The sequence below is a fragment of the Luteimonas gilva genome, from assembly GCF_005239095.1.
GTDB classification, from domain to species: Bacteria; Pseudomonadota; Gammaproteobacteria; order Xanthomonadales; family Xanthomonadaceae; genus Luteimonas_C; species Luteimonas_C gilva.
The window spans coordinates 1284859-1309038 of record NZ_SZUA01000001.1 but is presented as its reverse complement, the minus strand read 5'-3'; the positions used below and the strand labels follow the sequence as shown (position 1 = coordinate 1309038).

Below are 24180 nucleotides of genomic sequence, written 5' to 3'. Positions count from 1 at the left end.
TTCGCACGTACCGGCGCATCCGTTCGGCGGCATAAGATGCGTTGGCCGCCGCGATCACTTGAACAGCGCGAGACGGTCCCGATAGCTGCGCGACAGTTTGAGCTCCTGTCCGCAATCGAGCATCAAGAAGTACTCTCCGTTGAGGTGCGGACGCAGTGATTTGACCCGCCCCGCATTGACCAAGGCCGAACGGTGGATGCGAGGAAAGCGCGTCGGATCCAGGCGTTTTTCGAGCTGCGCCAACGTGGCCCGCAACACATAGGTCTCGCCGTCGGTGTGGATGCAGATGTAATCGCCCGCGGCGTCGACCCAGCGCAGATTCTGCGGCGGAATGCGCACGGTGCGGGCGCCGTCGCGGATCGCCAGCGGCGCATCCGGATCGCGCAGGCCGTGCATGCCGTCCGCCTGCAGCGCTTCTTCCAGCGTCAGCGCCGGACGGCCGCTGAGTGCGCCGAGCAGGCCGAGCAGCTTGCCGCGATGCTCGCTGGCTTCGCGCCGGTCCAGCGCTTCCCGCACGCGGAAGAGGGCCTGATGCAGCCGGCTTTCGTCCACCGGCTTGAGCAAGTAGTCCACCGCGTTCGCTTCGAATGCGCTGATCGCGTAATGGTCGTAGGCGGTGACGAACACGATCAGCGGCATCTGCTGCGCCGGAATGCCGCGTAAGGTCGCGAAACCGTCCAGGCCGGGCATCTGCACGTCCAGGAAAAGCAGGTCGGGCGCATGCTCGGACACCGCGCGGATCGTCGCCTCGCCATCGCCGACCTGGCCGACGATGCGGATGTCGGACTCGCCGGCCAGGCGCAATTCCAGTCCGCGCCGCGCCAGCGGTTCGTCGTCGGCGATCAAGGTGCGGATCGTCCGGTCGCGGCGACGGTCGCTCGTCATTCCCTGGGGGCGCCTCTGATTTCGAACGGCAGCGTCATCGTCACCATGAAGCCGCCCTCGTCGCGGTTGCGCGCCTCGAAGCTCTGCCGTTCGCCGTAGAGGACGCGCAGCCGCTCGCGAGTGTTGGCCAGCCCGACCCGCGTGCCTTGCGGCCCCTGGTCGGGCAGCACGCCGCCTTCCTTCAGCGCGGGCCAGCCCGGGCCGTCGTCGGTGACGGAAAGCCGCAGGCGATCGCCTGCGAGCGAGGCTTGCAAGCCGAGCGTGCCGCCTTCCACGCGCTTGGCCACCGCGTACTTGATCGCGTTCTCCACCAGCGGCTGCAGCAGCAGGCTAGGCATCAGCGCCGACCAGCAGGCGGGTTCGACATCGATGCTCACCCGCAAGCGTTCGGCGAAGCGGGTTTTTTCTATCTCCAGATACAAGCCGATCGCGTCTATTTCCTGCTTCAGCGTCACCCGCTGCATCGGATCGGCGTCCAGCGAGTGGCGCAGGAAGGCGCTGAGCCCTTGCACCATGCGGTTGGCGGTGGCGTTGTCGCGGTCCAGCACCAAAGTGGAAATCGCGTTCAAGGTGTTGAACAGGAAATGCGGATTCAGCTGGTAGCGCAGCATCTTCAGCTGCGCCTGGTGCGCCATCGCGGTCGCAGCCAGCGCCGCTTGGGTCTGCAACTGCAGTTTTCGCCAGTTGGTGATGACCAAATACAGGCTGGTCCAGCCCACCACCACGTTCAGCTGGTTGAAGACGTAGGCCACATAGTTCACCCGCGACATCGGCTGGCATACGTCGCACCATCCCATGCCCAATCCGCCGATGAAGGTCAGCCCCATCGCGGCCGCGACCACCAGCACCGGCGCGATCATCAGCATGGTCACGCGCAGCGGCGGCAGATCGCGGCAGGCCCGCAACAGGTAGCGCAGACCGAGCGTGCCGAAGAAGCCGGTCGCGGCGACGGCGAACAGGAGCTTCCATATCTCGCAAGGCTTGCCGTTCGCGATCGCGGACAGATAGCCGACCAGGAAAAATCCGCCCCAGCCGGCGATGTGCAGCGCCCAGAACAGGACCCCCGAATTCAGGCCCTTCGGACGCGGCTTGCCGACAAGAGGATTCGAGGGCGCGGGATCCGGGGTCATGGTTGTGCGAACTGCGACGCATAAGCATAAACGGCTCCCGGGCCCGAACCGATCGGGTCGGCGCGCTTAGCGCACGTTTCGGCGCGCGACAGCTAGCCCAACGCCGCAATCAGGGCCGAACGCTGGCTCCCGTCCAGCAAACCCCCGACGCCGGCTTTGAGGTTGTCGGTCTGGTTCTTCGGTTTCGACGTCGCCGGAACGACCACGGTCACTTCCGGCGGGCTGATCGCGAATTTCAGGAACAGCTGCGCCCAAGAATCCGCACCCACTTCCTTGGCCCAGTCCGGGACGGGCTTGCTTTTCACTTGGGCGAACAGGCGGCCGTCTTCGAACGCGCGGTTGACCATCACCGCGATGCCCAGATCCTTGGCCAGCGGGAAGATGCGTCGTTCGGCGCCGCGCGATACCGGCGAATAATTGATCTGCACGAAATCCGGCTTGAGCTTGCGCATCGCTTCCGCCAGATCCTGCTGCGCGCTTTCGACGTAGTGGGTCAGGCCGACGTATTTCACCTTGCCCTGCTGTTTCAGCTCCCGCGCCAAAGCCAGCTGTGTTTCGGTGTCGCGCAGGTTGTGCACTTGCAGCAGCTCGACCTTGTCGGTCTTCAGGCGGCGCAAGGATTCGCCGAACTGGGCCAGGCCTTCGTCGCGGCCCGTCACGCCGGACAATTTCGTGGCCAGGAAGAGCTTGCCACGCGCGCCCGATTCGGCGAGCAAATCGCCGAGCACGTCCTCGGCGGTGCCGTAGGTGGGCGCGGTGTCGATCGCCGTGGCGCCGGCCGCGACGAAACGCTTAAGCACCTCGCGCAGGGGATCGCGCTCAGCCGTATCGGCGCCGACTTCGAAACTGCCGGACGTGCCCATGCCGATGACGGGTACCCGTTCGCCGGTGGAGGGGATCGCGCGTTCGATCAGTTTGCCGGAGAACGGTTTTTCGGCCGTATCGGCCGCGGCGACCGGCGCGGTGTTTTCCTGGCTGCATGCGCCGAGCGGAATCAGCGCGGCGGCGGTTGCGGTCAGAGCGGTGCTGGCGATGAATTCACGGCGAGTAGGCATGGCTAACTCCTGCGGGACGTCGGCCGATCCTGGCGCAATTTCCGGTAACGCGACGTGAGCCGACAGTGCCGGACGGCACGGATGCTGGATTACGGCCGAAAAGCTTCGGACGGCTGCAGGCCGAGCTGTTCCAACAGTTTCATCGCCGCGGCCGGATTGCGTTCCTTCGCTGCGCTGATGAAGTAAAGGAACACGTCGCGTGGCCGCGCCTCGGCCGCCGCCGGGGCTATTTTCGGCAGATCCTCGGGTTCGCCGCCCGCGGCCCATCGCAGCGCGCGTTCGGCCCACGTTTGCAGCTCCGCATCCGGATAGCCGGTCGCAACGGAGGATCGACTTCGCATCAGCCGCGCATAGATGAAATCGGTGGTGACGTCGGCGAAGGAAGGGTAGTCGGGCGAATCGGTGAACACGGTCGCCATGCCGCGCTTGCGCGCCGAGTCCAGGAAGCGGGCATCGATGAAAAACGCATCGCGCACGTCGAGCACGTGCCGCAAACCGCGCGCACCGGATTGCTTGGGCAGCAAGTCCAGGAATTCGTCGAAATCGCCGGCTTCCAGCTTGCGTCCTTGCTCGAACTGCCACACCAGCGGGCCGAGCTTGTCGCCCAGTTCGACGATGCCGCCGACGAAATCCTCGATCTGCGGGCCGGTCTTGGCCAATGCGCGAGAAGCCATGATCCGCTTCGGCGCCTTGGCCGAGAACACGAAATCTTCCGGCGTCTCGTCGCGCCATTTAGCGTAAGTGACGGGCTTTTGCGTGCCGTAATAAGTGCCGTTGATCTCGATCGCGGTGACATGGCGGCTGGCGAATTCCAGTTCGCGCCTTTGCACCAGGCCTTTGGGATAGAAATTGTCGCGCCACGGCGCGAAGGTCCAGCCGCCGATGCCGACGGTGACGCGGCCCGTCGAAGTTTGGGTCTGGGATGCGCGGGTCATCGGTGCGGGTCCGTGGCGAGTCCGTCAGGAAGATGCGGCTTTGCGGGTGAATACCACGTAATCCACCATGCGCCATCGGTCTTCGCCGTCGCCGCGTTCGTAGGTCATCTTGAGGCGGTCGCCTTCGTAGCGCTCGAAAACGAAGCGTTCGCGGCCGACGGCCGGCGCGCCGGCGTTGGCGACGTTTTCGAAGACCACGCGGCCGTCGCGCCAGCCCTCGCTCGCGAAGCGCCGGGCGCCGCCGAAATTGTCATTCAAGGTCATCACGAATTCGCCGCCCTTCGCGTAGCCCCACATGCCGACGGCCTTGTACTTGCCGGGAGGGCGGTCCGCGTGGCGGTAGGCCAGCCACTGTCCGTCCAGGTCGGAAGCGAACGAAACGTCGGCTTCGATTTTCTTGCCGTTGGCGAAGGCGCCTTCGCCGGTCCATGCGCCCGAGAGAAAACCGACCAAGGCGTCGGGAACTTTGCTTAGCGCCGGCGGCGCGGGCTTGTCCGCGGCAGCGGCGCCGGAAGACGCGCACAGAAGGATAAAGAAGCAGTTCGCGACTGATCGCAGCATCGTGGCGTTTCCGGAAGGGACGGGCGGAGTATTCCAAACATGCCGCAGCCGCGCCATGTGCCTTTAGATGGCGAAGCGAGCGGTCCTCAAACCCGGGCCTGTAGCCATTTCGGCGCCTTTTCCCGCCACGCCTGCGACAGCAGGCCTTGCACGAACGCCGGCTTCGCGTCCTTCAGCGCGATCCGCAAGCCGACCACGCGTTTGCCCCAAAACAACTTCTCCGTCGAACCGGGCGCCAACGCCAAAGCGCGTTCGCGCTGTTCCTCGCCGACGAAAACATGCAAGTACCCGCCGTCGGGCGGCGCGGTGGCGAAAATCTTGCCGCCGACCCGGAACGAGGCGTAATCGAAATGCGGCTGCTCGACTGTTTCGGGCAAGGACAGCGCATAGCGGCGGGCTTGGTCGAGCTTCATGTCGGATGGTCGCGGCGGATTCCGTCCGAACTTAGCCGGTGCGGGCGAGGGCGTCTTGGATATTCCGGCTAATCGAGCGGGATGTGCCCGGGCCAAGGGCCGCGCTGCGCCAGGTAAGCGGTCGGCGCGAATCCCGAGAAGGCGCGGAATTCGCGCACCAGATGCGGCTGGTCGTGGAAGCCGCCGTCGGCGGCCACGCCGGCCCAGTCGATCCGGCCGCCGCGCTGCGCTATCGCCGCGACGCGGTGGAACCGCTGCAGGCGCGCGTAGCGCTTGGGCGACATGCCTACCTGTTCGCGGAAGCATTGGCTGAACCGGCGCGGGGACCAGCCGAGATCGGCGGCGATCGCACCGATGCGCCCGATCTGCGGCGAAGCTTCGAAGACGTGCAGGGCATGGGCGATCGCGGGCTGCGGCCGCGCGTCGCGCGCCAATGCCTTCAGCCAACGCTGCAGGATCTCCAGTCTTCGCGCCGCGCTGCCCGCTTCGAGCAGACGCGTGCGCAAGTCGCGTCCGTGCCCGGGGAGCAAATCGTCCAGATCGATCTGGCCGTTGGCCAACGCATCCATGCGCTGCCGGAACAGCGGCGCGGACGCGCCGGGCTTGAACACCACGCCGCAGACCGCGACTTGTTCGGCGGTATCGATGACGAAGCTGCGGTGCGAAGGCGCATCCAGCGCCGCGCCGGCATTGCGCTTGCAGTTCAGCGCATCGTCGTACACGCGGGTTTCGTCTTCGGCCAGGTTGATGGTCAGCTGCGCGCAGGCCGAAGGCAGCATTCGTTCGAAACGGTGCGCCTGCTGCGGCATGTCCCAATCCCAGATCGATTCGATCCAGTCCGAGAGTGGTGCGGGCGGAGCGAGGACGGCGTATCCCATGCCGGTTCCTGCGGCGGGCAGGCTTGCAGGGTAGCGCAGCCGGGCAGGCGACCCAACCGATGGCATAGGCCGGGGACGCGCGGCTGTCTACAATGCCCCGGTCGCCTTCCCGGGGAATCCGCATGACCCTCGCACCGACGCCGCTGCGCGGCGCCTGCCTCGCTTTTCTCGCCCTTGCGTTCTGCGGCGCCGCTGCGGCGCAGCAAGCGCCTGCCTCCGATACCGCGCAGTCGGCGATCGCGAACCTCGACGATTTCGACGCTTACGTCGAAAGCGTGCGCAAGCAATTCGACGTGCCGGGCATCGCGGTGGCGATCGTACAGGACGGCAAGATCGTGCTCGAGCGCGGCTACGGCGTGCGCGAACTGGGCAAGAACGCGCCGGTGGATGCGAACACGCTGTTCGCGATCGCTTCCAACACCAAGGCCTTCACCGCGGCTTCGTTGTCGATCCTGGCCGACGAGAAGAAGCTGAGCCTGGACGACCGGGTGATCGATCATCTGCCCTGGTTCCAGATGTCCGATCCTTACGTCACCCGCGAGATGCGCATCCGCGACCTGCTGGTGCACCGCAGCGGCCTGAGCCTGGGCGCCGGCGACCTGCTGTTCTGGCCGGCGACCACCTACAGCACCCGTGAGATCGCCGAACGCCTGCGCTACGTGCCGCTGACGGGCAATTTCCGCAGCCAGTACGCCTACGACAACATCTTGTACGGCGTGGCGCAATTGGTGATCGAGAAGGCCAGCGGCCAGAGCTACGAGCAATTCCTGCGCAGCCGCATCTTCGGGCCGCTGGGCATGGATGCGACGCGCTTCAACAGCGATTCGATCAAGCCCGGCGACAACGTCGCCATCGGCCACGCCAAGTCGAACTTCACCGAGCTCAAGCCGGTGCCGATGATGTCGTGGTCGAACGTGGCGGCGGCCGGCGGCATCTATTCCAGCGTGCACGATCTGACCAAGTGGATGAACCTGCAATTGAACGGCGGCGTCCTTTCCGGCGAAGGCGACGGCGCCAAACGCCTGTTCAGCGCCAAGCGGCAGAAGGAGATGTGGTCGATCATCACCCCGATTCCGATCGGCGATGCGTCGGTGCCGGAGCTCGCGCCGGCGATGCCGAATTTCCTCGGCTACGGCGAAGGTTGGAACTTGTCCGACTACCGCGGCCAGAAACTGGTCTGGCACACGGGCGGCTGGCCGGGCATGGTTTCGCGGCTGACCTTGGTGCCGGGCAAGAAGGTCGGCGTGATCGTGCTGACCAGCCAGGAAGTCGGTGCGGCCTTCAACGCGGTCACGCTGCGCGCACTGGACGCGATGTTGGGCGCGCCGAAGACCGATTGGGTCGGCGCTTACGCCAAGGCGGTCGCCAAGTCGGAGGGCAGCGCCGACGAGGATTGGAAAAAGCACGTGGCCGCGCGCGACGCTTCGTCGAAGCCGTCGCTGCCGCTGACGAATTACGCGGGCACCTATCGGGATCCGTGGTACGGCGACGTCGTGGTGAGCCAGGGCGGCAAGGGCCTGCAGATCCAGTTCTCCAAGACCGCGCAGTTGATCGGCGATCTGGAACACTGGCAGCACGACGTGTTCCTGGTGAAGTGGCGCGACCGTTCGTTGAATGCGGACGCTTTCCTCAGCTTCGCGTTGACGCCGGACGGCGCGATCCGCGAAGCGCGCATGGAGCCGGTGTCGCCGCTGACCGACTTCAGTTTCGATTTCCAGGATTTGCGGTTGGTGCCGGTCGGAAAGGACGCCAAGCCTTAGCTCGCTCTCGGCACGGCTTGAGCGAACTGTTAGACCGCAGGAAACAGCGCCTCGAATAGTTGCGGCCAGTTGAGAGGGCCATGAAACTGGCTAACGCGTACATTGCGGTAGTTCTCGCGGACTTTACGTGTGCCGTCAGGCGCACGTCTTCCAGGCGATTTCGATACTGCAAAGCTGGCGATATCCGGCATTGGTTCGATGGGACTCGCTCCGCCGTAGAAGCGGAAATTTGCGAGTGAAAGATCATTTAGACCATGCGACATAAGAACGACGCAGGCTCCGGGGAGTAGGGCAAATGGGGCGCGGACGGAGACATGCGAGGGTGTCTTTTCAGCATGAGCTTGCTTTAGTTGGACGTAGCGGAGTTGGTTGTCGCACGCCAAGATGACGTCAAAACCAGCGTTATCAACCTCAGAATTAAAGACTTGGAGCGAACGCTCTGGATCTCGCTGCCAGAGTAATGATGAGAGGCCAGCCACCAAGGCATGGCAAAGCACGTTTTCGACGTAGCTTGATCGCTCCGCCAGCATCTTGATTCTTACATCTCGCGAAACATCAGGCATGCGGTCTAACACCTGAATTAAGCCGCGCTGCGAAGCGGTGTCGGCTTGAACAAATTGTTAGCCAATCACTCGACACTGTTGACTATAACTTTGTGCGCTAGTTCTTTCATGAGCTCAATTTCAGTTCTGAGTAGGTCCATGTTTGCGGCGCTCGGATGGAACGGAACGGCCTTTGATTCGTCGAAGTCAGGATTTGAGTGCACAATTGAGCATCTGAGCGCGTAGATTCTCTTTGTAAGCGACTCAAAGAAGGGCGTTTCTGAGTCGAGGTTCACGGCCTGAAGTTTCAGTTCCTTTGGTCCGGAGAGAGTCTGTTCTTTTGAGAAATGATCGAGCAGATTTTCCCTTTCAAGAAAGGCTTTGATCTCTTCTCTATGTGCGTACTCTGATATGACACGATTGATCTTAATCCGATCGGTCATGTTTTTCTCTGTCTCCGCTCGGAAAATTTTAATGGCCTCAGCCATATGTTCCGAGTGGTTAACATGAAAGTCAGGGCGCATCATGATTTGTTTAATGCGCTTTGATATTAGTCGATGTGCGCTCTTATCCATGAAATATTCAAGGATATGAAAGTAACAGATGAACTTGAATGGCGCATAGTCCACGCGTGTTGCCGTGTGATAGTACTCAATCAGCTCTGGAATGTAGGGTTTAACAATCAACTGCAGCTCGTCCTTAGGGATGGGTCTTCGCGGGCGTCTTGGCGCAGTTGATCGCCGCCTTAGGGTTTCAATGTTCGCGCTCTCAAGCGCAATTCCGTATGTGAGTTCGATATCAAAGAGAACTGAACGCAAAACGTGCCTTGCGTCAGATTCAAATTTTCCGTGCTCAGGCAGGCCGCTGACCATGGCGAGGACATGCCTAGAGATATTAGGGATGCCAATCATGCGGCTGGCGAGAAATCCCATGTCGGTCGTTATAGGACCGCCAATATATATGTGTACCGATATGGCCTTGCCGCGATGCTGCGTGGATATCTTGATTGGTTCGTTATCGGGTCGATAAAGCCCGATTCCAAAAGATGGGCTTTGGATGCGCGCCAGTACGATTTCAGCGTTCTTCCCAACTCTCGCGCCAAGAATTTCTTTGAAGAGTTCGGGCTTCGAGGAGATGATCGCGTCGAGACGGTCGAAGTCACTCTGATCTACTTTCAGAACGAGTTTATCTAAGTTGTGAACGTTCTTGAGAATGTAAGACGTTACTTCAACCTGAAATTCGTTGCCGTCTTCATCTTCTACGTAATCAACGTCTTCTATTTTCTCGACTTCCGTCGAGGCGTACTTTTTCTTAAACGCCTCAATGTCCATTCGCACTTCCCTTGAGCGGATAACGCCTGAGTTAAGCCGCGCCACGAAGTGGCGTCGGCTTGAACGAACTGTTAGATCTCTCCTGCGTCATGCAACTGGGCCATGATGACCAGATAGTGATTTGCTATGAGGTCGAAGCCGAATACGAAGTCTAGTGCAGCAAAGTTGCAGGGCTTGCCAAAGACGGCCTGGAAGAGCGCATCCATACTGTTTCCGTGCGTATCGAAGCTTGCAACCCGGTACGTGAAGTAGAGATAGCTTAGCTTGTCACCATGATCGTTCGTGGCTTGGGCGAGCATGCTGTTTACGTCTTTCGGGCGAGGGAGCGCAGCCCAGCTGGGATCCGCCGTTTCCAAGCTTGCCTTGTCCGGAATTAGTGGCTCATTCCAGAATTTTCCGTACTCCCTTTTGAAGGCGTTGATCTTCTCCTCGAAGCGAGCAGCTCGCTTGGATGAGTCATCAAAGATATAGATGAGCCAGAAGAAGCCCTCAAGCAGCGACCTTCCCAAGATGTGCGAAATCTGACGCTCAGCCGCCGAAGCGTTCTTGAGCATGTCATTCTCGCGAAGCGTCCCCGCTATCGAATAGAAGCGCAATGCTTCTTGCGCAAAGTAGCTGATCTCGCCTCGATCAGAAGGGATCGCTTCGAGTGTTGGAAGCTGTTGTTTTAGGAGCTCGAAATGATCCACTGAATTGTCCATAGAGATCTAACTAGGATTAGATCCCATAGTGGGATGTAGCGCGGATTCTGGGCGTGGCTCCGCTGGTCGGTCAATGAGAATATTCTTATAAAAATTCAGGGCTTGGATCGATTGTGCCCAGCTCAGTCCAGTGCAATGTTGAAGGTGTTATATGGTACGGAGACCGTCTAATACCGGGCGTCAGGAATTCTGCAGCCATAACGGCCCGTCCCCAAGCCTAGGCGATTCAGCGAAGCTCGATGCAGATCACGCCTGAGCAGTACCGCTTGCGGACCGAACAGGCCGATTTCCACCGGGTCACTGTATATCCACACCAACGGCCCGTCCGAATCATCCGGATTTAGATGGTACGCAGGCAGAGCATTTCTTCAGCGTGCTGACGCCTGCCGACATCGCGAATGCCGCCCGCACGACCAAACAAAAAGCCCCTTCCGGGGCTTTTTGTTCGTGCATTTTCGTGAAGCCGCGGGATGTTTGCGGCTGGCCCCGCCTATTTGATCGGCTCATCCAACATCAACTCCCGCACAAACCGCGGCGGCGGCGCGCCGTAGGACAGCACCTTGTCGTGGTAGGCCTTCAGGTCGAAGTCCTTGCCCAGCTTGGCTTCGACCGCTTTGCGCATGTCGAACTGCTCCTGCGCGCCGACGAAATAGGTCGGCAGCTGGGCCGAGGTCAGTTGCGCGCGCACCCACTTGCCAGCGGCTTCGCGTTCCTGCTGGAAGGCCTGCTTGGTCATCAGCTCCATCGCTTGCTCACGGCTCCAGCCGTCGACGTGCACGCCTTGGTCCAGGATCGCGTTGGCGATGGTGCGCAGGTAGAACTTCAACTGCACCAGCCGGAACAGGGGATCGTTATCCAGATAGCCGGCGTCGGCCATCATGTCTTCGGTGTACACCGCCCAACCTTCGGCGAACAAGCCCGAACGCAGCACCGCGCGCAGCGTGGAGCCGGCCTTCACCGAATGCGCGCCTTCCAGGTAGTGGCCAGGCATCGCCTCGTGGATCGACAGCAGATGGATCATCCGGCTGTTGTATTCGCGCAGGAAGGAATCGACCTGCGCCTGGCTCCAGTCGTCCGGGATCGGCGAGATCGCGTAATAAGTGTCCAAACCCTTGTCGAGCGGGCCAGGCGAATCGCAATACGCCACCGCGACGCCGCGCTGGAATTCGGGCATCAGGATGATCTTGACCGGATCGTCCGGCACGGTGACCAGATTCTTGGCGCGGGTGAAGGCGGTGGCGTCGGCCAAAGTCTGCTTGGCGAAATCGACCACCTGGTCGCGCGCGGGCCGTTCGGCGTAAGCCAGCTCGAGCGCGGCTTCGATGGCTTTCTGGCGTTGTTCGTCGTTGGGCGTGTCCGGCGTCGGCGGCGCGCCGGGCTTGTCTTTCAGCACGGTCCGCGCGACGGCGTACATCTCGTCGCGCACGCGCGCCAGTTCGGCTTCGGCGCGCTGCTTGATTTCGGCGCGCGACAGCGCGGAGTTCAGCGAGAACTGCAGCTTCTCGTCGTACAGCTTCTGGCCGATGCGGAAATCGCCTTTCGCGTTCGGCACCAGGGTCTTGTCGAGCCACGCCTGCTGCTCGTCGACGGCCTTGCGCAAGCCCGCGACCGCGGCGTCGAGCCGCTTGCGGTCCTCGCCGCTCAATTGCGCCGCGTTGGGCGCGATGAACTGGTCGATCAGGTCGATCACGCCCTTATTTTGCTTGGCGACGGTTTCGGCGTGGATTTTCGGCACGCGCGCCGGATCGAGGTTCTCGCGCGCTTGCGCGAACAAGGCCGGAATCTTCTCCATCCGCGCCGTCGCGGATTTCAAGCGCTCGGGCATCGGCGCGAATTCGCGCGCCATCAGGCTATAGATGGCGCCGCCAGCCAGGCCGCTGTACGCCTGCGGATCCCAGGCCCAGCTCTGCAGGGTTTCGGTGCTCCAAATGTCGCCGCGCAACTGATTGCGCAGGATCAGCGCATCGACCTGGTTGTCGTGCGACAGCTTGGACGCGTCGATCGCATCGAGTTCGGCCAGCATGCGTTGGCTGAATTCCAGACCCTTCTGCCGGCCCGCGGCGCTGAGATCGTCGAGTTCGGCGTCGAAACGATGATCGCCGGTCTGGGTGGCGCCGACGGGATTGAGCTGCAGCCAGCCGTCGAGCCAGCGCTTGGACAGGTCGGCGAATTTCGCGTCCTGTTCGGACGTCGCCGGCGTTTGCGCCGCCGGTTTCGCGTCCGTCGCGGAAGGCGCCGGCGATTGGCCCTGGCAGGCGGCGAGGGCCGCGGTCAACGCGGCCGCGAGTAAGAGAGGTTGGGCATAGCGCATGTCAGGGATTCGCCGGTTCGGATTGCTGCATGGACAGGAAGGCATCGGTGTTTGTCGTCGGCGCGCCGGTCGCGGCGGCTGAGACCACGGAAACCGCGCCGGCCAGATCGGCGAAGCCGTACAAGCGTGCGATCCGGCCCCAGGCAAGGAACACGATCGCCGACTGCGCCAACACCACGCCAAGCAGGAAGCCGCCCATGCCGGCGCCGTTGACGTTGAGGCGCCACAATCCGATCAGGGCAGCGATAACGTAGCCGAACACACTCGTGCCCAAGTAGACGATCAAGCTGGCCAGCGGACGCCGGAAGACGAGCTTGGTCCCGCGCCACCACGCTTTGATCGCCGAGCGCAAGCCGCCGTCGGCGCCGAACCAGCCGCGGCCGGCTTCGACCGTCATGTGCGCGATCACGAACAGGATCGCCAAGACGATCAGGCCGGCCAACTTGCCGTTCTCCACTTCCGATTCCAGGATCGCCTTGTCCTCGTGGCGCGTGCCCAGATGGATCGCGGCCATGCCCACGCCGATGGCGATCGCCAGCGGCAGGATCGACCACAGCAGCGTGCGGAACATGCGGCCGTATTCGGCGAAGCCGCCGTGCAGCAATTCGCCCATGCGCAGCTTGCGGCCGGCGCGGATCGAAGCCACGACCATGCCGGCCAACCACGGCGACAGCAGCACGGTGACGGCGAAGGCGAACAGAGCGGCGACGTTGATGCCGCCGAGCTTTTCGTCCAGGCCGACGATGGCGTCCGCGAACAGCGGCAGATTCTTGCCCGCGGCGATCGCGGCGGCCTGCGGCGAATCGCCCCACAGTCCTTGCAGCGCGCTCCACACCGGCAAGGCCACCAACAGCGTCGGCAGCCACAAGGCGAGCAGCCACCACAACAGCAAGCGCCACTGCGCGGCGCTGCGCAGGCCGGACATCAGTGCGGCGAGGCCGCCGCGGCGTACGGAGGAGTTCATAGGCTCACCAGCATGGCGAAGAGGGTCTGCAGCGCGGCGGCGACGTCGCCGGTCCAGCGCCGGGTGGCGGAGCGGTCGCTTTCGAGCGTGCGGCCGTTGTCGAGCTTGTTGCGGTCCAGATTGATGTTGCCGTCCGGATCCAACTGCGCGGACACGGCCTTGCTGCGCTTGGTCCAACTGAAGCGTTGCCAAGGCTGAGTGCCGCTGAAGCGCACGGTTTCGGAACTGCCGTCGGCGAAAGTCACCCGCAGCGTCTGCGGCACGTCCGCGCCGTCGCGCTTCACCAAGACCATGGTGCGGTAGGGGAACGGGCCTTCGCCTTCCTTCGCCTTCGGATGCTTCTCTTTCCAGGCCTTGCGCTTGTCGGCGACCGCTTTGTCCAGCGCTTCGCTGGTCAGTTCGATGCGCTTGCCGCCGCGTTCGACGTAACCGGGCACCGGCAGCGCTTCTTTGCTGGAGAACTGGGCGATGCTGTCGTCGACCTTGCGGGTGGAATACACCTGCTGGGCGAAGATGCGCTCGACCGTCGCGCGCTGGCCGGTGCCTTCGATCAGCGCTTCGCGGAAATCGGCGATGCTGGGGTGGCGGAACTTCCAGCGCGCGTAGTACAGCTTGAACGCGCGTTCCAGCGCTTCCTTGCCGACCGCTTGCTCCAAATCGTGCATCGTCGTCGCGGTGCGCGCGTACACGGTGCCGTAGCTGCGGCTGGACATGCGGTTCCAGGAATTCTGGCCCAGCGCGTCGCCCGGCGCGTCGTTCATCGCGCCCAGCCGCTCCATGTCGAAGCCGGCCAGGTTCGGCGCGAAGCCGATCTTCTTCAGGAACGGCGTCGTCACATCCAGGCCCTGCTTGCGCTCGCGCAGCATGCGCTGGTCCCAGTACTCGTTCAGGCCTTCGTCGAGCATCGGCTCTTCGAATTCGTTCGAGGCCAGGATGCCGTAGAAATAGCCGTGGCCGAATTCGTGGATGGTGACGAAATCCAGCGCGTAGCGCGTCAGCGTGCCCGGATCGACGTTCTTGTAGCTCGATGCGGTGAAGAAAGTTGGGTATTCCATGCCGCCGGCTTCCTGCGCGTTGAACGGCGGGATCACCACGGTCACGGTCTTGTACGGATACGGGCCGAGCGTGCGCGAGAAATAGGCCAAAGAATCGATCGTGGCCTGCAACGCGGGCTGCGCGTTGTTTTCGTACTCGGGGTGATACAGCACCCGCACCTTCACCTTCGGGCTGCCGGGGCCTTCGTACGTGCCGTCCAGCGGCTTGGCGTAGCGGTTGTCGGCGGTCCAGGCGAAATCGTGCACGTCGCCCTGGACGAAACGGCGCGTGATCTTGCCGTCGCGCTCGACCGGCGCGCCCGTCTCTTCGCCGGTGGCGCCGACGGTGTAGTCCTTGGGCACGGTGATGCGCACGTCGTACTCGCCGAAATCGGCGTAGAACTCGCTGTGCATATGGAATTCGTGCACGTTCCAGCGCGGCGCGGTCGCGCCGCGCTCGCCGGGCGTTTCCAGCACGCCGATCTTGGGGAACCACTGCGCGACCAGATGGAAGGTGCCGTAGTAACCGGTGCGCGCGGTCACCCGCGGCAGCTGGTTGAAGAAGTCGATGTCCAGCGTGGTGCTGGCGCCCGGCGCGACCGGCTGCGGCAGATCCAGGCGCACCACGGTGCGATCGGTGGACGGGCCGCCGTCGGGCTGCACGTAGCGCCACTTCACCGCCTGGCCGCCTTGCTGGACTTTCTGCAGCCGGCTGTAGCCCCAGTCGCCGTCTTCGATCGGCACGTCGCTGCGGAACGCGAAGCTGAGATTGCGCTGTTCGGTCATGAACGTGCTGTTCGCGCTCTCGAATGCGTTCAGATACAGATGCAGGTACACCGCGCATACCGGCTGCGCGCTGCGGTTGCGCCAGGTCAGCTTCTGCTTGCCGTCGATGGTGTGCTTGGCCGGATCCAGCGTCGCCTGGATCTCGTAGCGGACCACCCGGTCGGACAAGGTCGCTTCGTCGCCCTTGCGCGGTCCGCCCCAAGCGTCGGGCGCGCTGGGCACGGAGACGGCGGCGGCGTTCGCCGCGGCGAACGGGATGTCGGCGCAGCCGGCGTTCGCCTGCGCGGCGGGCGCGGCGGCGGGTTGCTTCGCGGCGGCGGTGGCGAAGGGCAGGCAAAGCAAAAAGCCCAACGCCGCCAAGGCTCGGATTCTCGGCATGGTAGTTCCCCAGGAGAGCAACCGGTGAGACTGGGCCATCCGTCGCGGCGCGGCAAGCAGGACCGTCGGGCGATGCGGCCGGACGCCGATCGCGCTATCGTTGTCGTCTTTCCGGCGGGGGCGGGGCATGAAGCACCAGGGCAGTTGCCATTGCGGGCGGATCGCGTTCGAACTCGAGGCGGACGTCACCGATGCGATCGACTGCAATTGCTCGATGTGCCGCCGCCGCGGCGGCTTGCTCGCTTTCTTCCCGCGCGAAGCGCTGACCTTGAAGACGCCGGAATCCGATTACCGGACTTACTATTTCAACAAGGAAAAGCTGGCGCACCATTTCTGCCCGAATTGCGGCATCGCGCCGTTCAGCGAGGGCGTGAATCCGAAGACCGGGCAGGCGACGGCGGCGGTGAACGTGCGTTGCTTGCCGGACGTGGATCTGGCCAAGCTCAAGATCGTCCACGTGGACGGCGCCAAGTTCTAGGCGGCGATCCGCTCCTACGAAAGGCAAAGGCCCGCACCGGTTGGCCCTTGCGCCGCCGCGATACGCGCACCTACGCTAGGCCTTTCGGGAAGGGGGAAGGCCATGCGCCGCGCATTGTTCCTGTCGATCTGCTTGATGGCTGCGCCGGCCTTCGCCCAAGAATGCCCGCCCGCGGGCCAGACCAAGACCTCGCTGCAGGCGTTGAAGACGTTGCAGTTCGCGCTGCCGGACGCGGCGGAAAAACAGAAGCTGGCCGACGGCCTGCTCGGTTGCTTGGGCGATTCCGATCCGGAAATCCGCGACGGCATTGCTTACGAAGCCCTGACCGCTTGGATGCGCGCCGGCGATTTCGACGCCGATGCGCTACGCGGATTGCGAGACAAGCTTTACGCGATGCTAGACGGCGACGACAAAGGCGGCTTCCGCAAGCCGTTCGCGGCGCTGGTGCTTTCCGAAGTGGCGCGCACCGACCGCATCAAACCTTGGATGGCGCCCGAGGAACGCGTCGCGATGGTCGACCGCGCGGCGGCGTACGAGGAATCGGTGCGCGACTACCGCGGCTACATCGAAGGCGAAGGCTGGCGCCACGGCGTCGCGCACGGCGCGGATTGGCTGATGCAACTGTCCTTGAATCCGGCGCTGGAACGCGCGCAGTACGACCGCATCCTCGCCGCCGTCGCCGCGCAGGTCGTGCCGGAAGGCGCGCACGCCTACGTCTACGGCGAACCCGGCCGTTTGGCGCAGCCGGTGCTGTACACGGCCAAGCGCGGATTGCTGTCGGATGCGGAGTGGGAAGCCTGGTTCGTGGCTCTGGAAGCCAAGGTCGGCAAGCTCAAGCGCGAGGAGTACGCGAGCTGGCTCGCGCGCCGGCACGATTTGATGGCGTTCTTCACCAGCATTTACCTCAGTGCCGATCAGAGCGAGGACGCGGGCATCAAGAAGTTGAAGCCGGCGATCGTGGCGGCCCTCAAACAGGTCCCCTGATCGCGCCGCTTTTGTAGAGTCGAGCCTGCTCGACTGCTCTTCCTCCAACCGCGGGAACACTCGAAGGAAGGCGAAAAGCAGTCGAGCAGGCTCGACTCTACAAAGATCAAGCGTCGCGCCCGTCGGCGATGATCATGCACCCGGGGGTAGCGGCGTGTTCTCGTCCTGCGCCTCGCGCTTCAGCCAATCGACGAACATCGCCGCATTCGCGGTCAACGGCCGATGCGCGGGGTGCACGGCGTAATACGCGAATCGCGTCTTCAGAGAATGTCCGGGCAGCCGCACCAATTCGTAGCGCTGCAGATACGGCATCGCGATGTGCTTGCGCGCGAGCGCCGCGCCGATGCCGTAGACCGCGGCGCGCATCACGTCGGTGCTGTCGCTGAACAAATGCATGTCGGGCAGGCGCAGGCCGCGCAGGCCGCCGGCGCGGAACCAGTCGCGCCAGCCTTGCAGAGCGTTGTCGGACAGCAGCGGCAGCGCGGCGATTTGGCGCGGTTCGGCGATCGCTTCGATGCCGGGCAGCGCGGGCGAAGCGACCGGGAACAATTCGTCGTCCATCAGATGGTGCGCGCGCAAGCCTTGCCAATGGCCCGGGCCGTGGCGGATTGCGAGGTCGGGGCCGCCTTCGTCGAAGCGCGTCAGCGCCGATTCGGCGTCGATGCTGAGCCTGACTTGCGGATGCGCGGCGAGGAACCTCGGCAATCGCGGCAGCAGCCAGCAATAAGCGAAAGAGTGCAGGGTGTTGATCCGCAAGCGGCCGCCGTCGCGGGTATTGCCCAGCGACGCCGCGACGGCTTCCAGGTCGGTCACCGCGGCGGCGGCGGCGTCGGCCAGCAGGCGGCCCTCGCCGGTCAGCGTCACGCCGCGGGCATGGCGCTGGAACAGCGATACGCCCATCGAAGTTTCCAGTTTGCGGACGTGGTGGCTGACCGCGCTGGCGGTGAGATGCAGTTCCTCGGCCGCATGCGCGAAATTCTGGTGGCGGGCCGCCGCGGCGAACACGCCCAGGGCGGGGAGCAGGCTCGGTCTGAGGCTCATACAAGACCCAAATATAATTTGCGGCTCGGCCGCAAAGTATGCGCTTGTGGGGCCTGCGGAGGAACGGAAAATAGCGGCCAGACCCCCGTTGGATTGCTGGCCATGTCGACCGCCGATTGCAGCCCCGCCGCGATGACGCCCCTGGCGCAGGCCCGGACCCGAGACTGGATGACGCCCCTCGAGCTCGCCGTGCTGGGCGCGATCTGGGGCGCCTCGTTCCTGTTCATGCGCGTCTCGGCCAAGGATTTCGGCGCGATCCCGCTGGTCGAAGTGCGGCTGGCGCTGGGCTCGCTGGTGCTGCTGCCGTTCCTGTGGCGCGCTCGCGCCCAATTCGGCCGCGGCCTGTGGCCGAAGTTGGCGATCATCGGCGCGATCAATTCGGCGATTCCTTTCATGCTGTTCGCCTGGGCCGCGCAGCGCGCGCCGGCGGGGGTCGGCGCGATCGCCAATGCGATGACCGTGCTGTTCACCGCCCTGGTCGGGTTCTTGTTCTTCGGCGAGAAGATCGGCACCCGCCGCGCGATCGCGTTGCTCGCCGGTTTCGCCGGTGTGGTGGTGTTGGCCAGCGGCAAGACCGCCGGCGTCAGCATCGGCTGGGCCGTCGTCGCGGGCGCCACGGCCGCGTTCCTGTACGGCATCGGCATCAACTTGGTGCGACGCCATCTGACCGGCCTGCCGCCGGCTGCGGTGGCCGCGGCGACCCTTGGCATGTCGGCGCTATTGACGCTGCCGTTCGCCGTGGCGGAATGGCCGCAGCATTCGATCGGAACAGTGTCGTGGTTGTCGGCGGCGATGCTGGGTGTGTTGTGCACCGGCGCAGCCTTCGTCATGTACTACCGCCTGATCGCCCGGATCGGCGCCAGTCGCGCCTCGACCGTCACCTATCTGGTCCCGCTGTTCGGCGTGGCTTGGGCGTGGATGCTGTTGGGCGAAGCGCTGACCTTAAGCATGGGCATCGCCGGCGCGATGATCCTGGCCAGCGTCGCGATCAGCCAGCGCGCCGCTAAATAACGCCGCCGCGCGTTCTGCGCGGCGCCACTCACCGCTTATCGAAAGGGCCAGCGCATGGTGGAGAGCTACTCGCGCCGAAATTTCCTGCAGGCGGCCGCCGCCGCGGGTGCGCTCGCGGCCTTGCCGCCGACAGTCGCCGCCGCCGCAACGCCGGCGCTGCGCGCGCAACGCTTGGCCTGGGCCGGCGTGCGCCTGCAACTGCCGGATGCGACGCTGTTCCTGGACCCGCTGCTCGACCGCAACGTCTGGGGCGATGCGCTGCGCGACGAACTGGTGCCTATCGAAGCCGCGCAGGGTGCGCGTTACGTGCTGGCGACGCATCGGCATCCCGACCATTGCGACCCGCTCGCGATCCGGCAAGCGCTGGGCTCCACCGGCACGCTGTTGATGGCGGCCGCGGCGGGCATTCCGTTCGCAGGCGAATTCCGCTTCCGCACCGCGCCTCTTTACGAGCCGCAGATCCTGGGCGATTTCACCGCGACCGCGGTGCCCGCCAGCGACGGCTACGGCGATCCGCAGGTGTCGTGGATCGTGTCCGGCGGCGGCCGGCGCATCATCCATTGCGGCGACACGCTCTGGCACGGCGCGTGGTGGCAGATCGGGCGCCAGTTCGGGCCTTTCGACGCCGCTTTCTTGCCGATCAACGGCGCCAAATTCTCGTGGCGCAAGCCCGCGGCCGACGTCAGCGCCGTGTTGACGCCGGAGCAGGCGATAGCGGCCGCGCGAGTGCTGGGCGCGCGCCAGATCGTGCCGATCCACTACGGCGTGAAAGGCGCCGAAGGCTACGAAGAGATTCCGGATGCGGAAGCGTCGCTGATCGCCGCCGCGAAGCGCGGCGGGGTCGGCGTCGAGATCGCCAAACCGGGCGAATGGCTGAAATGGTCGCCGAATCGTTGAGGACGAAGATGGACGGAATCGTGGGCAATGTGGAATCCCTGCGCAGCGACGAGGTCGCGCGCATCGAAGTGGGCGAAGGCTGCTGGCGCCGCGATTTGCCGAGCGTGTCCGGCGTGCGCGCCTGGATCGTCGAGATGGCGCCCGGCAGCCAGTGGCCGCGCGTGGACGAGCATCCGGACGGCGAGGACGTCTATGTGCTGGAAGGCGAGATGATCGAAGGCGAACGCCGCTTTCCCGCCGGCACCTATCTGCACTTCGCGCCGGGTTCGTCGCACCGGCCGCGCACCGAAACCGGTTTGCGGCTGATCGGATGGAATCCGCAGGATCCTGCCCCGGCGCTCGTCGGGCAAGACCGTCGCGATGCGCCGCAACGCCGCGTCCTGTTCGATTTCGAGATCGATTTCAGCAACGGCGGCGGCATGAACGGCCACGACTTCCGCTTGGACATCGACGGCGAAGACATCGCCGACGAAGCGCTGGCCGATTATCTGGTGCGGGACATGCGCTTGTTGATGGTCGGCGCCGTGCGGATCCGCAATAGGCGGATCATCGCCGAAGCCCATAAGCGCGTCTGACGCGCCAAGCTTAGCCTTCGTCTTCTTCGAATTCGACCAGCGCATCCAGATCGAAGGCCAAGGCTTCGGCCGCTTCGCGCACCTTGCGCGCGGTCGATTCGTTCGGCGCTTCGATCTCCAGCTCGTGCATGCCCGGGCTCTTGTCGTCGGGCAAACCCGCGGAACTGGAATCGTCGTCGTCCATGTGCGGCATCAGGTCGTCGACTTCTTCCACGTGCTCGATGCCTTCCAGGCTCTGCATCAGGTTGATCATCGCGCGGGCAGCGTCGTCGCTGCCGGTCAGACGCAAACGCAGAGTGGGCATGGCGGTACCGGGGTGGGGGAGGGTGGCCACAGGCTAGGCGGGAAAGAGCTAAGCGACCGTGAAGCAGCGATGCAGGATCGGCGCCGCTGCCGATAGAATCGGGGCGGCCCATTCGTATGGAACGCCGCTTGTCCCACGCCAACCCTCCCGCGATCGCGCCGTTGCAGCGCTTTAAGTCGATCTTCAGCGGCTCGGTCGGCAATCTGGTCGAATGGTACGACTGGTACGCCTACGCCGCGTTCTCGCTGTATTTCGCCAAGGTCTTCTTTCCCGAAGGCGACCGCACCGCGCAATTGCTGAATACGGCGGCGATCTTCGCGGTCGGCTTCTTGATGCGGCCGCTGGGCGGCTGGCTGCTGGGCCGCTACGCCGACCGGCACGGCCGCCGGGCGGCCTTGATGCTGTCGGTGCTGATGATGTGCGCCGGTTCGTTGATGATCGCGCTCACGCCGGGCTACGCCAGCATCGGCGTCGCCGCGCCGGCGCTGCTGTTGTTGGCGCGATTGCTGCAAGGTTTGAGCGTGGGCGGCGAATACGGCACGTCGGCCACCTATTTGAGCGAAATGGCGACGCGCGAGCACCGCGGCTTCTGGTCCAGTTTCCAGTACGTGACGCTGGTGATGGGGCATCTGCTGGCATTGGGCGTGTTGATCGCCCTGCAACGGCTGTTCCTGACCGCCGAGCAATTGGAAAGCTGGGGTTGGCGCATTCCGTTCGTCATCGGTGCATTGGCCGCGGCCACGGCTTTGTATCTGCGCCGCAATATGGACGAGACTGGCGCGTTTTCGCGCCGGCGCGATCGCGATCCCGCGCAGGCGCGGGGCGAAGGCACCTTGCGCGAGCTGATGCGCCATCCGCGCGCGGTGTTGACCGTGATCGGGCTGACCATGGGCGGCACGCTCGCGTTCTACACTTATACGACTTATATGCACAAATTCCTGGTGAACAGCGCCGGGATCGACAAATCGACGGCATCGTTGATCAACGCCGGCACTTTATTCGTCTACATGCTGCTGCAGCCGCTGGTCGGCGCGCTGTCCGACCGCATCGGCCGCAGGCCGGTGCTGATCGCGTTCGGCGTGTTGGGTACGCTGCTGACGGTTCCTATTTTGAGCCGCCTGCAGCAGATCGGTTCGCCGGCGGCCGCTTTCTGGCTGATCATGCTGGCCTTGGTCGTCGTATCCGGCTACACCGCGATCAATGCGGTGGTGAAGGCCGAGTTGTTCCCGGTCGAGGTGCGCGCACTGGGCGTGGGCTTGCCGTATGCGCTGACCGTGGCGATCTTCGGCGGCACGGCCGAATACGTGGCGCTCTGGTTCAAGGACATCGGCCGCGAAAGCGGCTTCTATTGGTACGTCACCGCCTGCATCGCCTGTTCGCTGCTGGTGTACGTGTTCATGCCCGATACGCGGACGCATTCGCGCATCGAATCCGACTGATCGATTCCGGACGGATTACGTCCTGCCGGGCAAGGGCAGGCCGCGCGGCGCCACCGGCGTCGATTGCACGAGCATGGTCGCCGTATTTCCGAAGGCCAGGAACTGGTCGAGGATGCGGTCCAGCGTATCCAGGCTTTCCAGGTGGATCTTGACCAGGAAGCAGTCTTCGCCGGTGACGCGATGGCATTCGCTGACCTGGGGCAGGCGCTGGGCCAGTTCGACGATGTTCGGCAATTGGCCAGGCATGGGCTTGATGCGCACGAACGCGGCGATCGCGTAGCCGAGCGCGCGCGGGTCGATGTCGACGCGGTAGCCGGAAATCACGCCGCTTTCTTCCAGGCGCTGGATGCGCTCGCGCACCGCGGGCGCGGACATGCCCACCCGGCGCGCCATTTCCGAAACGGACATGCGCGGGTCGCCGCGCAACAGTTCCAGCAGCTGCAGATTGCGCTCGTCCAGGAGCGAATCGGAGGGGTAAAGGTTCATTGTCAATAATTACTTCATTTATAAGGCGATTCAACTATAAATCCTTTGTTTTGGTATTCAAGTGACCCGTGTCCCTGTGGAATATTGACGCCTGCTTCGAGACGGGCAGGGTCAGGGATATGCGCGAACGTGGGACTAACGGCGCGGAGGAGAGGGAAAGCGATCCGCGCGACGCGTTCGACCTTCCGGACGGCGTGGCTTATTTCAATTGCGCCAACCTGGCGCCGAGACTGAAATCGGTGTCCGCCGCCGGCCATGCCGCGATCGATGCGATGGCCGCGCCCTGGTCGATCGCGGCCGCCGATTGGTTCTCCGGAACCGCCGCGCTGAAGGGGCTGTTCGCCAGTTTGATCGGCGCGACGGAGCGAGATACGGCCCTGGTGCCGTCGGTGAGCTACGGCATCGCGTTGGCGGCGCGCAATATTCCCTTGCGCGAAGGCGACAACGTCGTCCTGCTGGACCGCGAATTCCCCTCCAACTATTACAGCTGGGCGCGGGCCGCGGCGCGCAGCGGGGCGCAAGTCCGCTTGGTCAAGCCCGCAGCGGACGTTGCGATCGCGCAAGCGGTGTCGGAGGCGATCGATCCGCGCACGGCCGTGGTCTCGATTCCGCAATGCCGCTGGACCGACGGCGCCTTCGTGGATGTGGTCCGCATCGGCGAGGCGGCGCGGAAGCGCGGCGCCGCCTTGGTGATCGACGCCAGCCAATCCTTGGGCGCCCACCCTCTGGACGTCGCCGAATGCCGCCCGGATTTTCTGGTCGCCGTGGGCTACAAATGGCTGCTCGGGCCTTATGGTCTGGGTTATCTATACGTGGACGAACGTTGGCACGGCGAAGGCGTGCCGCTGGAAGAGTCGTGGTTGCATCGCGACGGCAGCGATAATTTCGCGGCGTTATCGGATTACACGGACCGCTACCGACCCGGCGCCGCCCGATTCGGCCAGGGCGAATCGCCGCAGTTCCATCTGCAGCCGATGGCGATCGCCGCGCTGACCCAGATTTCGCGATGGCGTCCTGCCTTCATCCAGCGCCGTCTGCGCGAATGGACGGACGCGTTGTGTGCGCGCGCGGCGACGATCGGGTACGGGTGCCGGCCGGCGGAACAGCGCGTCGGCCACATGGTCGGCCTGCGCCCGCCGCGCAGCGGTCTCATCGAGGGTTTGGTCGAGCGCCTGCGCGCGGAAGGCATCCACGTATCGGCGCGGGATGGGTGCATTCGCATCTCGCCGCACCTGCACAACGATGAAAAGGACCTGCAGCGGCTAGTAGATGCCTTGCGCAGGATGGCGTCTTGACCGACC

The 24180-nt window shown here is 64.1% G+C and carries 24 protein-coding genes; 8 read left to right on the top strand and 16 right to left on the bottom strand.

Annotation, left to right across the window (positions count from 1 at the left end; translation table 11 throughout):
- Positions 1-54: 54 nt before the first annotated feature.
- The 7 genes from FCE95_RS06165 to FCE95_RS06135 all read right to left on the bottom strand — a co-directional run bounded on the left by FCE95_RS06165 (position 55) and on the right by FCE95_RS06135 (position 5857).
- Positions 55-885 carry a LytR/AlgR family response regulator transcription factor gene (locus FCE95_RS06165; RefSeq protein WP_137266059.1) on the bottom strand — a complete coding sequence of 277 codons (831 nt, stop codon included), beginning with the start codon at positions 883-885 and terminating at the stop codon, positions 55-57.
- A complete protein-coding gene (locus FCE95_RS06160) occupies positions 882-2015 on the bottom strand; it encodes a sensor histidine kinase (RefSeq protein WP_137266058.1) in 1134 nt (377 codons plus the stop codon). Before FCE95_RS06160 ends, FCE95_RS06165 begins: the two co-directional genes overlap by 4 nt.
- Positions 2016-2107: 92 nt before the next feature.
- Positions 2108-3070 carry an aldo/keto reductase gene (locus tag FCE95_RS06155; RefSeq protein ID WP_137266057.1) on the bottom strand — a complete coding sequence of 321 codons (963 nt, stop codon included), beginning with the start codon at positions 3068-3070 and terminating at the stop codon, positions 2108-2110.
- 89 nt (positions 3071-3159) lie between these two features.
- Positions 3160-4005, bottom strand: coding sequence for a DUF72 domain-containing protein (locus tag FCE95_RS06150; protein WP_137266056.1), 846 nt, complete (start codon positions 4003-4005; stop codon positions 3160-3162).
- 24 nt (positions 4006-4029) lie between these two features.
- Positions 4030-4566: a hypothetical protein gene (locus FCE95_RS06145; protein ID WP_137266055.1), complete on the bottom strand. Its 537-nt coding sequence runs from the start codon at positions 4564-4566 to the stop codon at positions 4030-4032.
- 86 nt (positions 4567-4652) lie between these two features.
- The gene (locus FCE95_RS06140) at positions 4653-4979 is read right to left on the bottom strand and encodes an MmcQ/YjbR family DNA-binding protein (protein WP_137266054.1); all 327 of its coding nucleotides are present in this window, start codon (positions 4977-4979) and stop codon (positions 4653-4655) included.
- A gap of 68 nt (positions 4980-5047) precedes the next feature.
- Positions 5048-5857: a helix-turn-helix domain-containing protein gene (locus FCE95_RS06135; protein WP_137266053.1), complete on the bottom strand. Its 810-nt coding sequence runs from the start codon at positions 5855-5857 to the stop codon at positions 5048-5050.
- Between the two features lie 122 nt (positions 5858-5979).
- On the opposite strand from FCE95_RS06135, the gene FCE95_RS06130 reads away from it, so the two are divergent.
- On the top strand, positions 5980-7617 hold the full coding sequence (locus FCE95_RS06130; protein ID WP_137266052.1) for a serine hydrolase: 1638 nt from the start codon (positions 5980-5982) through the stop codon (positions 7615-7617).
- Between the two features lie 29 nt (positions 7618-7646).
- Here the strand turns inward: FCE95_RS06130 and FCE95_RS06125 are convergent, their stop codons facing one another.
- The 6 genes from FCE95_RS06125 to FCE95_RS06100 form a co-directional block, all read right to left on the bottom strand.
- Positions 7647-8180 carry a hypothetical protein gene (locus FCE95_RS06125; RefSeq protein WP_137266051.1) on the bottom strand — a complete coding sequence of 178 codons (534 nt, stop codon included), beginning with the start codon at positions 8178-8180 and terminating at the stop codon, positions 7647-7649.
- A 65-nt stretch (positions 8181-8245) separates the two neighbouring features.
- Positions 8246-9490: a hypothetical protein gene (locus FCE95_RS06120; RefSeq protein ID WP_137266050.1), complete on the bottom strand. Its 1245-nt coding sequence runs from the start codon at positions 9488-9490 to the stop codon at positions 8246-8248.
- Between the two features lie 71 nt (positions 9491-9561).
- Positions 9562-10191 carry a hypothetical protein gene (locus FCE95_RS06115; RefSeq protein ID WP_137266049.1) on the bottom strand — a complete coding sequence of 210 codons (630 nt, stop codon included), beginning with the start codon at positions 10189-10191 and terminating at the stop codon, positions 9562-9564.
- Between the two features lie 490 nt (positions 10192-10681).
- Positions 10682-12502 (bottom strand): DUF885 domain-containing protein, encoded by a 1821-nt coding sequence (locus FCE95_RS06110; RefSeq protein ID WP_137266048.1) that lies wholly within the window; start codon positions 12500-12502, stop codon positions 10682-10684.
- A 1-nt stretch (position 12503) separates the two neighbouring features.
- The gene (locus FCE95_RS06105; RefSeq protein ID WP_137266047.1) at positions 12504-13466 is read right to left on the bottom strand and encodes a hypothetical protein; all 963 of its coding nucleotides are present in this window, start codon (positions 13464-13466) and stop codon (positions 12504-12506) included.
- Complete coding sequence (locus FCE95_RS06100; protein ID WP_223266792.1) at positions 13463-15664, bottom strand: M1 family metallopeptidase; 2202 nt, start codon at positions 15662-15664, stop codon at positions 13463-13465. The genes FCE95_RS06105 and FCE95_RS06100 overlap by 4 nt, the downstream gene beginning before the upstream one ends.
- A gap of 127 nt (positions 15665-15791) precedes the next feature.
- Here FCE95_RS06100 and FCE95_RS06095 point away from each other — a divergent pair, with 127 nt between their 5' ends.
- On the top strand, positions 15792-16142 hold the full coding sequence (locus FCE95_RS06095; RefSeq protein ID WP_137266045.1) for a GFA family protein: 351 nt from the start codon (positions 15792-15794) through the stop codon (positions 16140-16142).
- A gap of 102 nt (positions 16143-16244) precedes the next feature.
- Entirely contained in the window at positions 16245-17126 is an 882-nt protein-coding gene (locus FCE95_RS06090) for a DUF2785 domain-containing protein (RefSeq protein ID WP_137266044.1), read from the top strand.
- Between the two features lie 132 nt (positions 17127-17258).
- Here FCE95_RS06090 and FCE95_RS06085 read toward each other — a convergent pair whose 3' ends face one another.
- Positions 17259-18167, bottom strand: coding sequence for a LysR substrate-binding domain-containing protein (locus tag FCE95_RS06085; RefSeq protein ID WP_137266043.1), 909 nt, complete (start codon positions 18165-18167; stop codon positions 17259-17261).
- 132 nt (positions 18168-18299) lie between these two features.
- Here FCE95_RS06085 and FCE95_RS06080 point away from each other — a divergent pair, with 132 nt between their 5' ends.
- From FCE95_RS06080 to FCE95_RS17210, 3 genes are read left to right on the top strand one after another with little or no spacing between them, the layout of a single operon-like run.
- Positions 18300-19178: a DMT family transporter gene (locus FCE95_RS06080; protein WP_137266478.1), complete on the top strand. Its 879-nt coding sequence runs from the start codon at positions 18300-18302 to the stop codon at positions 19176-19178.
- A 54-nt stretch (positions 19179-19232) separates the two neighbouring features.
- The gene (locus FCE95_RS06075) at positions 19233-20075 is read left to right on the top strand and encodes an MBL fold metallo-hydrolase (RefSeq protein WP_137266042.1); all 843 of its coding nucleotides are present in this window, start codon (positions 19233-19235) and stop codon (positions 20073-20075) included.
- Between the two features lie 8 nt (positions 20076-20083).
- Entirely contained in the window at positions 20084-20650 is a 567-nt protein-coding gene (locus FCE95_RS17210; protein WP_223266791.1) for a cupin domain-containing protein, read from the top strand.
- Between the two features lie 10 nt (positions 20651-20660).
- Here FCE95_RS17210 and FCE95_RS06060 read toward each other — a convergent pair whose 3' ends face one another.
- Positions 20661-20954: a hypothetical protein gene (locus FCE95_RS06060; protein ID WP_137266041.1), complete on the bottom strand. Its 294-nt coding sequence runs from the start codon at positions 20952-20954 to the stop codon at positions 20661-20663.
- Positions 20955-21082: 128 nt separating this feature from the next.
- On the opposite strand from FCE95_RS06060, the gene FCE95_RS06055 reads away from it, so the two are divergent.
- Positions 21083-22393, top strand: coding sequence for an MFS transporter (locus tag FCE95_RS06055; RefSeq protein WP_317616474.1), 1311 nt, complete (start codon positions 21083-21085; stop codon positions 22391-22393).
- Positions 22394-22408: 15 nt separating this feature from the next.
- Here FCE95_RS06055 and FCE95_RS06050 read toward each other — a convergent pair whose 3' ends face one another.
- On the bottom strand, positions 22409-22879 hold the full coding sequence (locus FCE95_RS06050; protein ID WP_137266039.1) for an Lrp/AsnC family transcriptional regulator: 471 nt from the start codon (positions 22877-22879) through the stop codon (positions 22409-22411).
- Between the two features lie 119 nt (positions 22880-22998).
- Here FCE95_RS06050 and FCE95_RS06045 point away from each other — a divergent pair, with 119 nt between their 5' ends.
- Positions 22999-24174, top strand: coding sequence for an aminotransferase class V-fold PLP-dependent enzyme (locus tag FCE95_RS06045; RefSeq protein WP_137266038.1), 1176 nt, complete (start codon positions 22999-23001; stop codon positions 24172-24174).
- Positions 24175-24180: the final 6 nt, after the last annotated feature.

Excerpts from the sequence above, each read along its gene's own strand:
- FCE95_RS06165 (WP_137266059.1), bottom strand. The coding sequence starts at position 885 with ATGACGAGCGACCGTCGCCGCGACCGGACGATCCGCACCTTGATCGCC.
- FCE95_RS06160 (WP_137266058.1), bottom strand. The coding sequence starts at position 2,015 with ATGACCCCGGATCCCGCGCCCTCGAATCCTCTTGTCGGCAAGCCGCGT.
- FCE95_RS06155 (WP_137266057.1), bottom strand. The coding sequence starts at position 3,070 with ATGCCTACTCGCCGTGAATTCATCGCCAGCACCGCTCTGACCGCAACC.
- FCE95_RS06150 (WP_137266056.1), bottom strand. The coding sequence starts at position 4,005 with ATGACCCGCGCATCCCAGACCCAAACTTCGACGGGCCGCGTCACCGTC.
- FCE95_RS06145 (WP_137266055.1), bottom strand. The coding sequence starts at position 4,566 with ATGCTGCGATCAGTCGCGAACTGCTTCTTTATCCTTCTGTGCGCGTCT.
- FCE95_RS06140 (WP_137266054.1), bottom strand. The coding sequence starts at position 4,979 with ATGAAGCTCGACCAAGCCCGCCGCTATGCGCTGTCCTTGCCCGAAACA.
- FCE95_RS06135 (WP_137266053.1), bottom strand. The coding sequence starts at position 5,857 with ATGGGATACGCCGTCCTCGCTCCGCCCGCACCACTCTCGGACTGGATC.
- FCE95_RS06130 (WP_137266052.1), top strand. The coding sequence starts at position 5,980 with ATGACCCTCGCACCGACGCCGCTGCGCGGCGCCTGCCTCGCTTTTCTC.
- FCE95_RS06125 (WP_137266051.1), bottom strand. The coding sequence starts at position 8,180 with ATGCCTGATGTTTCGCGAGATGTAAGAATCAAGATGCTGGCGGAGCGA.
- FCE95_RS06120 (WP_137266050.1), bottom strand. The coding sequence starts at position 9,490 with ATGGACATTGAGGCGTTTAAGAAAAAGTACGCCTCGACGGAAGTCGAG.
- FCE95_RS06115 (WP_137266049.1), bottom strand. The coding sequence starts at position 10,191 with ATGGACAATTCAGTGGATCATTTCGAGCTCCTAAAACAACAGCTTCCA.
- FCE95_RS06110 (WP_137266048.1), bottom strand. The coding sequence starts at position 12,502 with ATGCGCTATGCCCAACCTCTCTTACTCGCGGCCGCGTTGACCGCGGCC.
- FCE95_RS06105 (WP_137266047.1), bottom strand. The coding sequence starts at position 13,466 with ATGAACTCCTCCGTACGCCGCGGCGGCCTCGCCGCACTGATGTCCGGC.
- FCE95_RS06100 (WP_223266792.1), bottom strand. The coding sequence starts at position 15,664 with ATGCCGAGAATCCGAGCCTTGGCGGCGTTGGGCTTTTTGCTTTGCCTG.
- FCE95_RS06095 (WP_137266045.1), top strand. The coding sequence starts at position 15,792 with ATGAAGCACCAGGGCAGTTGCCATTGCGGGCGGATCGCGTTCGAACTC.
- FCE95_RS06090 (WP_137266044.1), top strand. The coding sequence starts at position 16,245 with ATGCGCCGCGCATTGTTCCTGTCGATCTGCTTGATGGCTGCGCCGGCC.
- FCE95_RS06085 (WP_137266043.1), bottom strand. The coding sequence starts at position 18,167 with ATGAGCCTCAGACCGAGCCTGCTCCCCGCCCTGGGCGTGTTCGCCGCG.
- FCE95_RS06080 (WP_137266478.1), top strand. The coding sequence starts at position 18,300 with ATGACGCCCCTGGCGCAGGCCCGGACCCGAGACTGGATGACGCCCCTC.
- FCE95_RS06075 (WP_137266042.1), top strand. The coding sequence starts at position 19,233 with ATGGTGGAGAGCTACTCGCGCCGAAATTTCCTGCAGGCGGCCGCCGCC.
- FCE95_RS17210 (WP_223266791.1), top strand. The coding sequence starts at position 20,084 with ATGGACGGAATCGTGGGCAATGTGGAATCCCTGCGCAGCGACGAGGTC.
- FCE95_RS06060 (WP_137266041.1), bottom strand. The coding sequence starts at position 20,954 with ATGCCCACTCTGCGTTTGCGTCTGACCGGCAGCGACGACGCTGCCCGC.
- FCE95_RS06050 (WP_137266039.1), bottom strand. The coding sequence starts at position 22,879 with ATGAACCTTTACCCCTCCGATTCGCTCCTGGACGAGCGCAATCTGCAG.
- FCE95_RS06045 (WP_137266038.1), top strand. The coding sequence starts at position 22,999 with ATGCGCGAACGTGGGACTAACGGCGCGGAGGAGAGGGAAAGCGATCCG.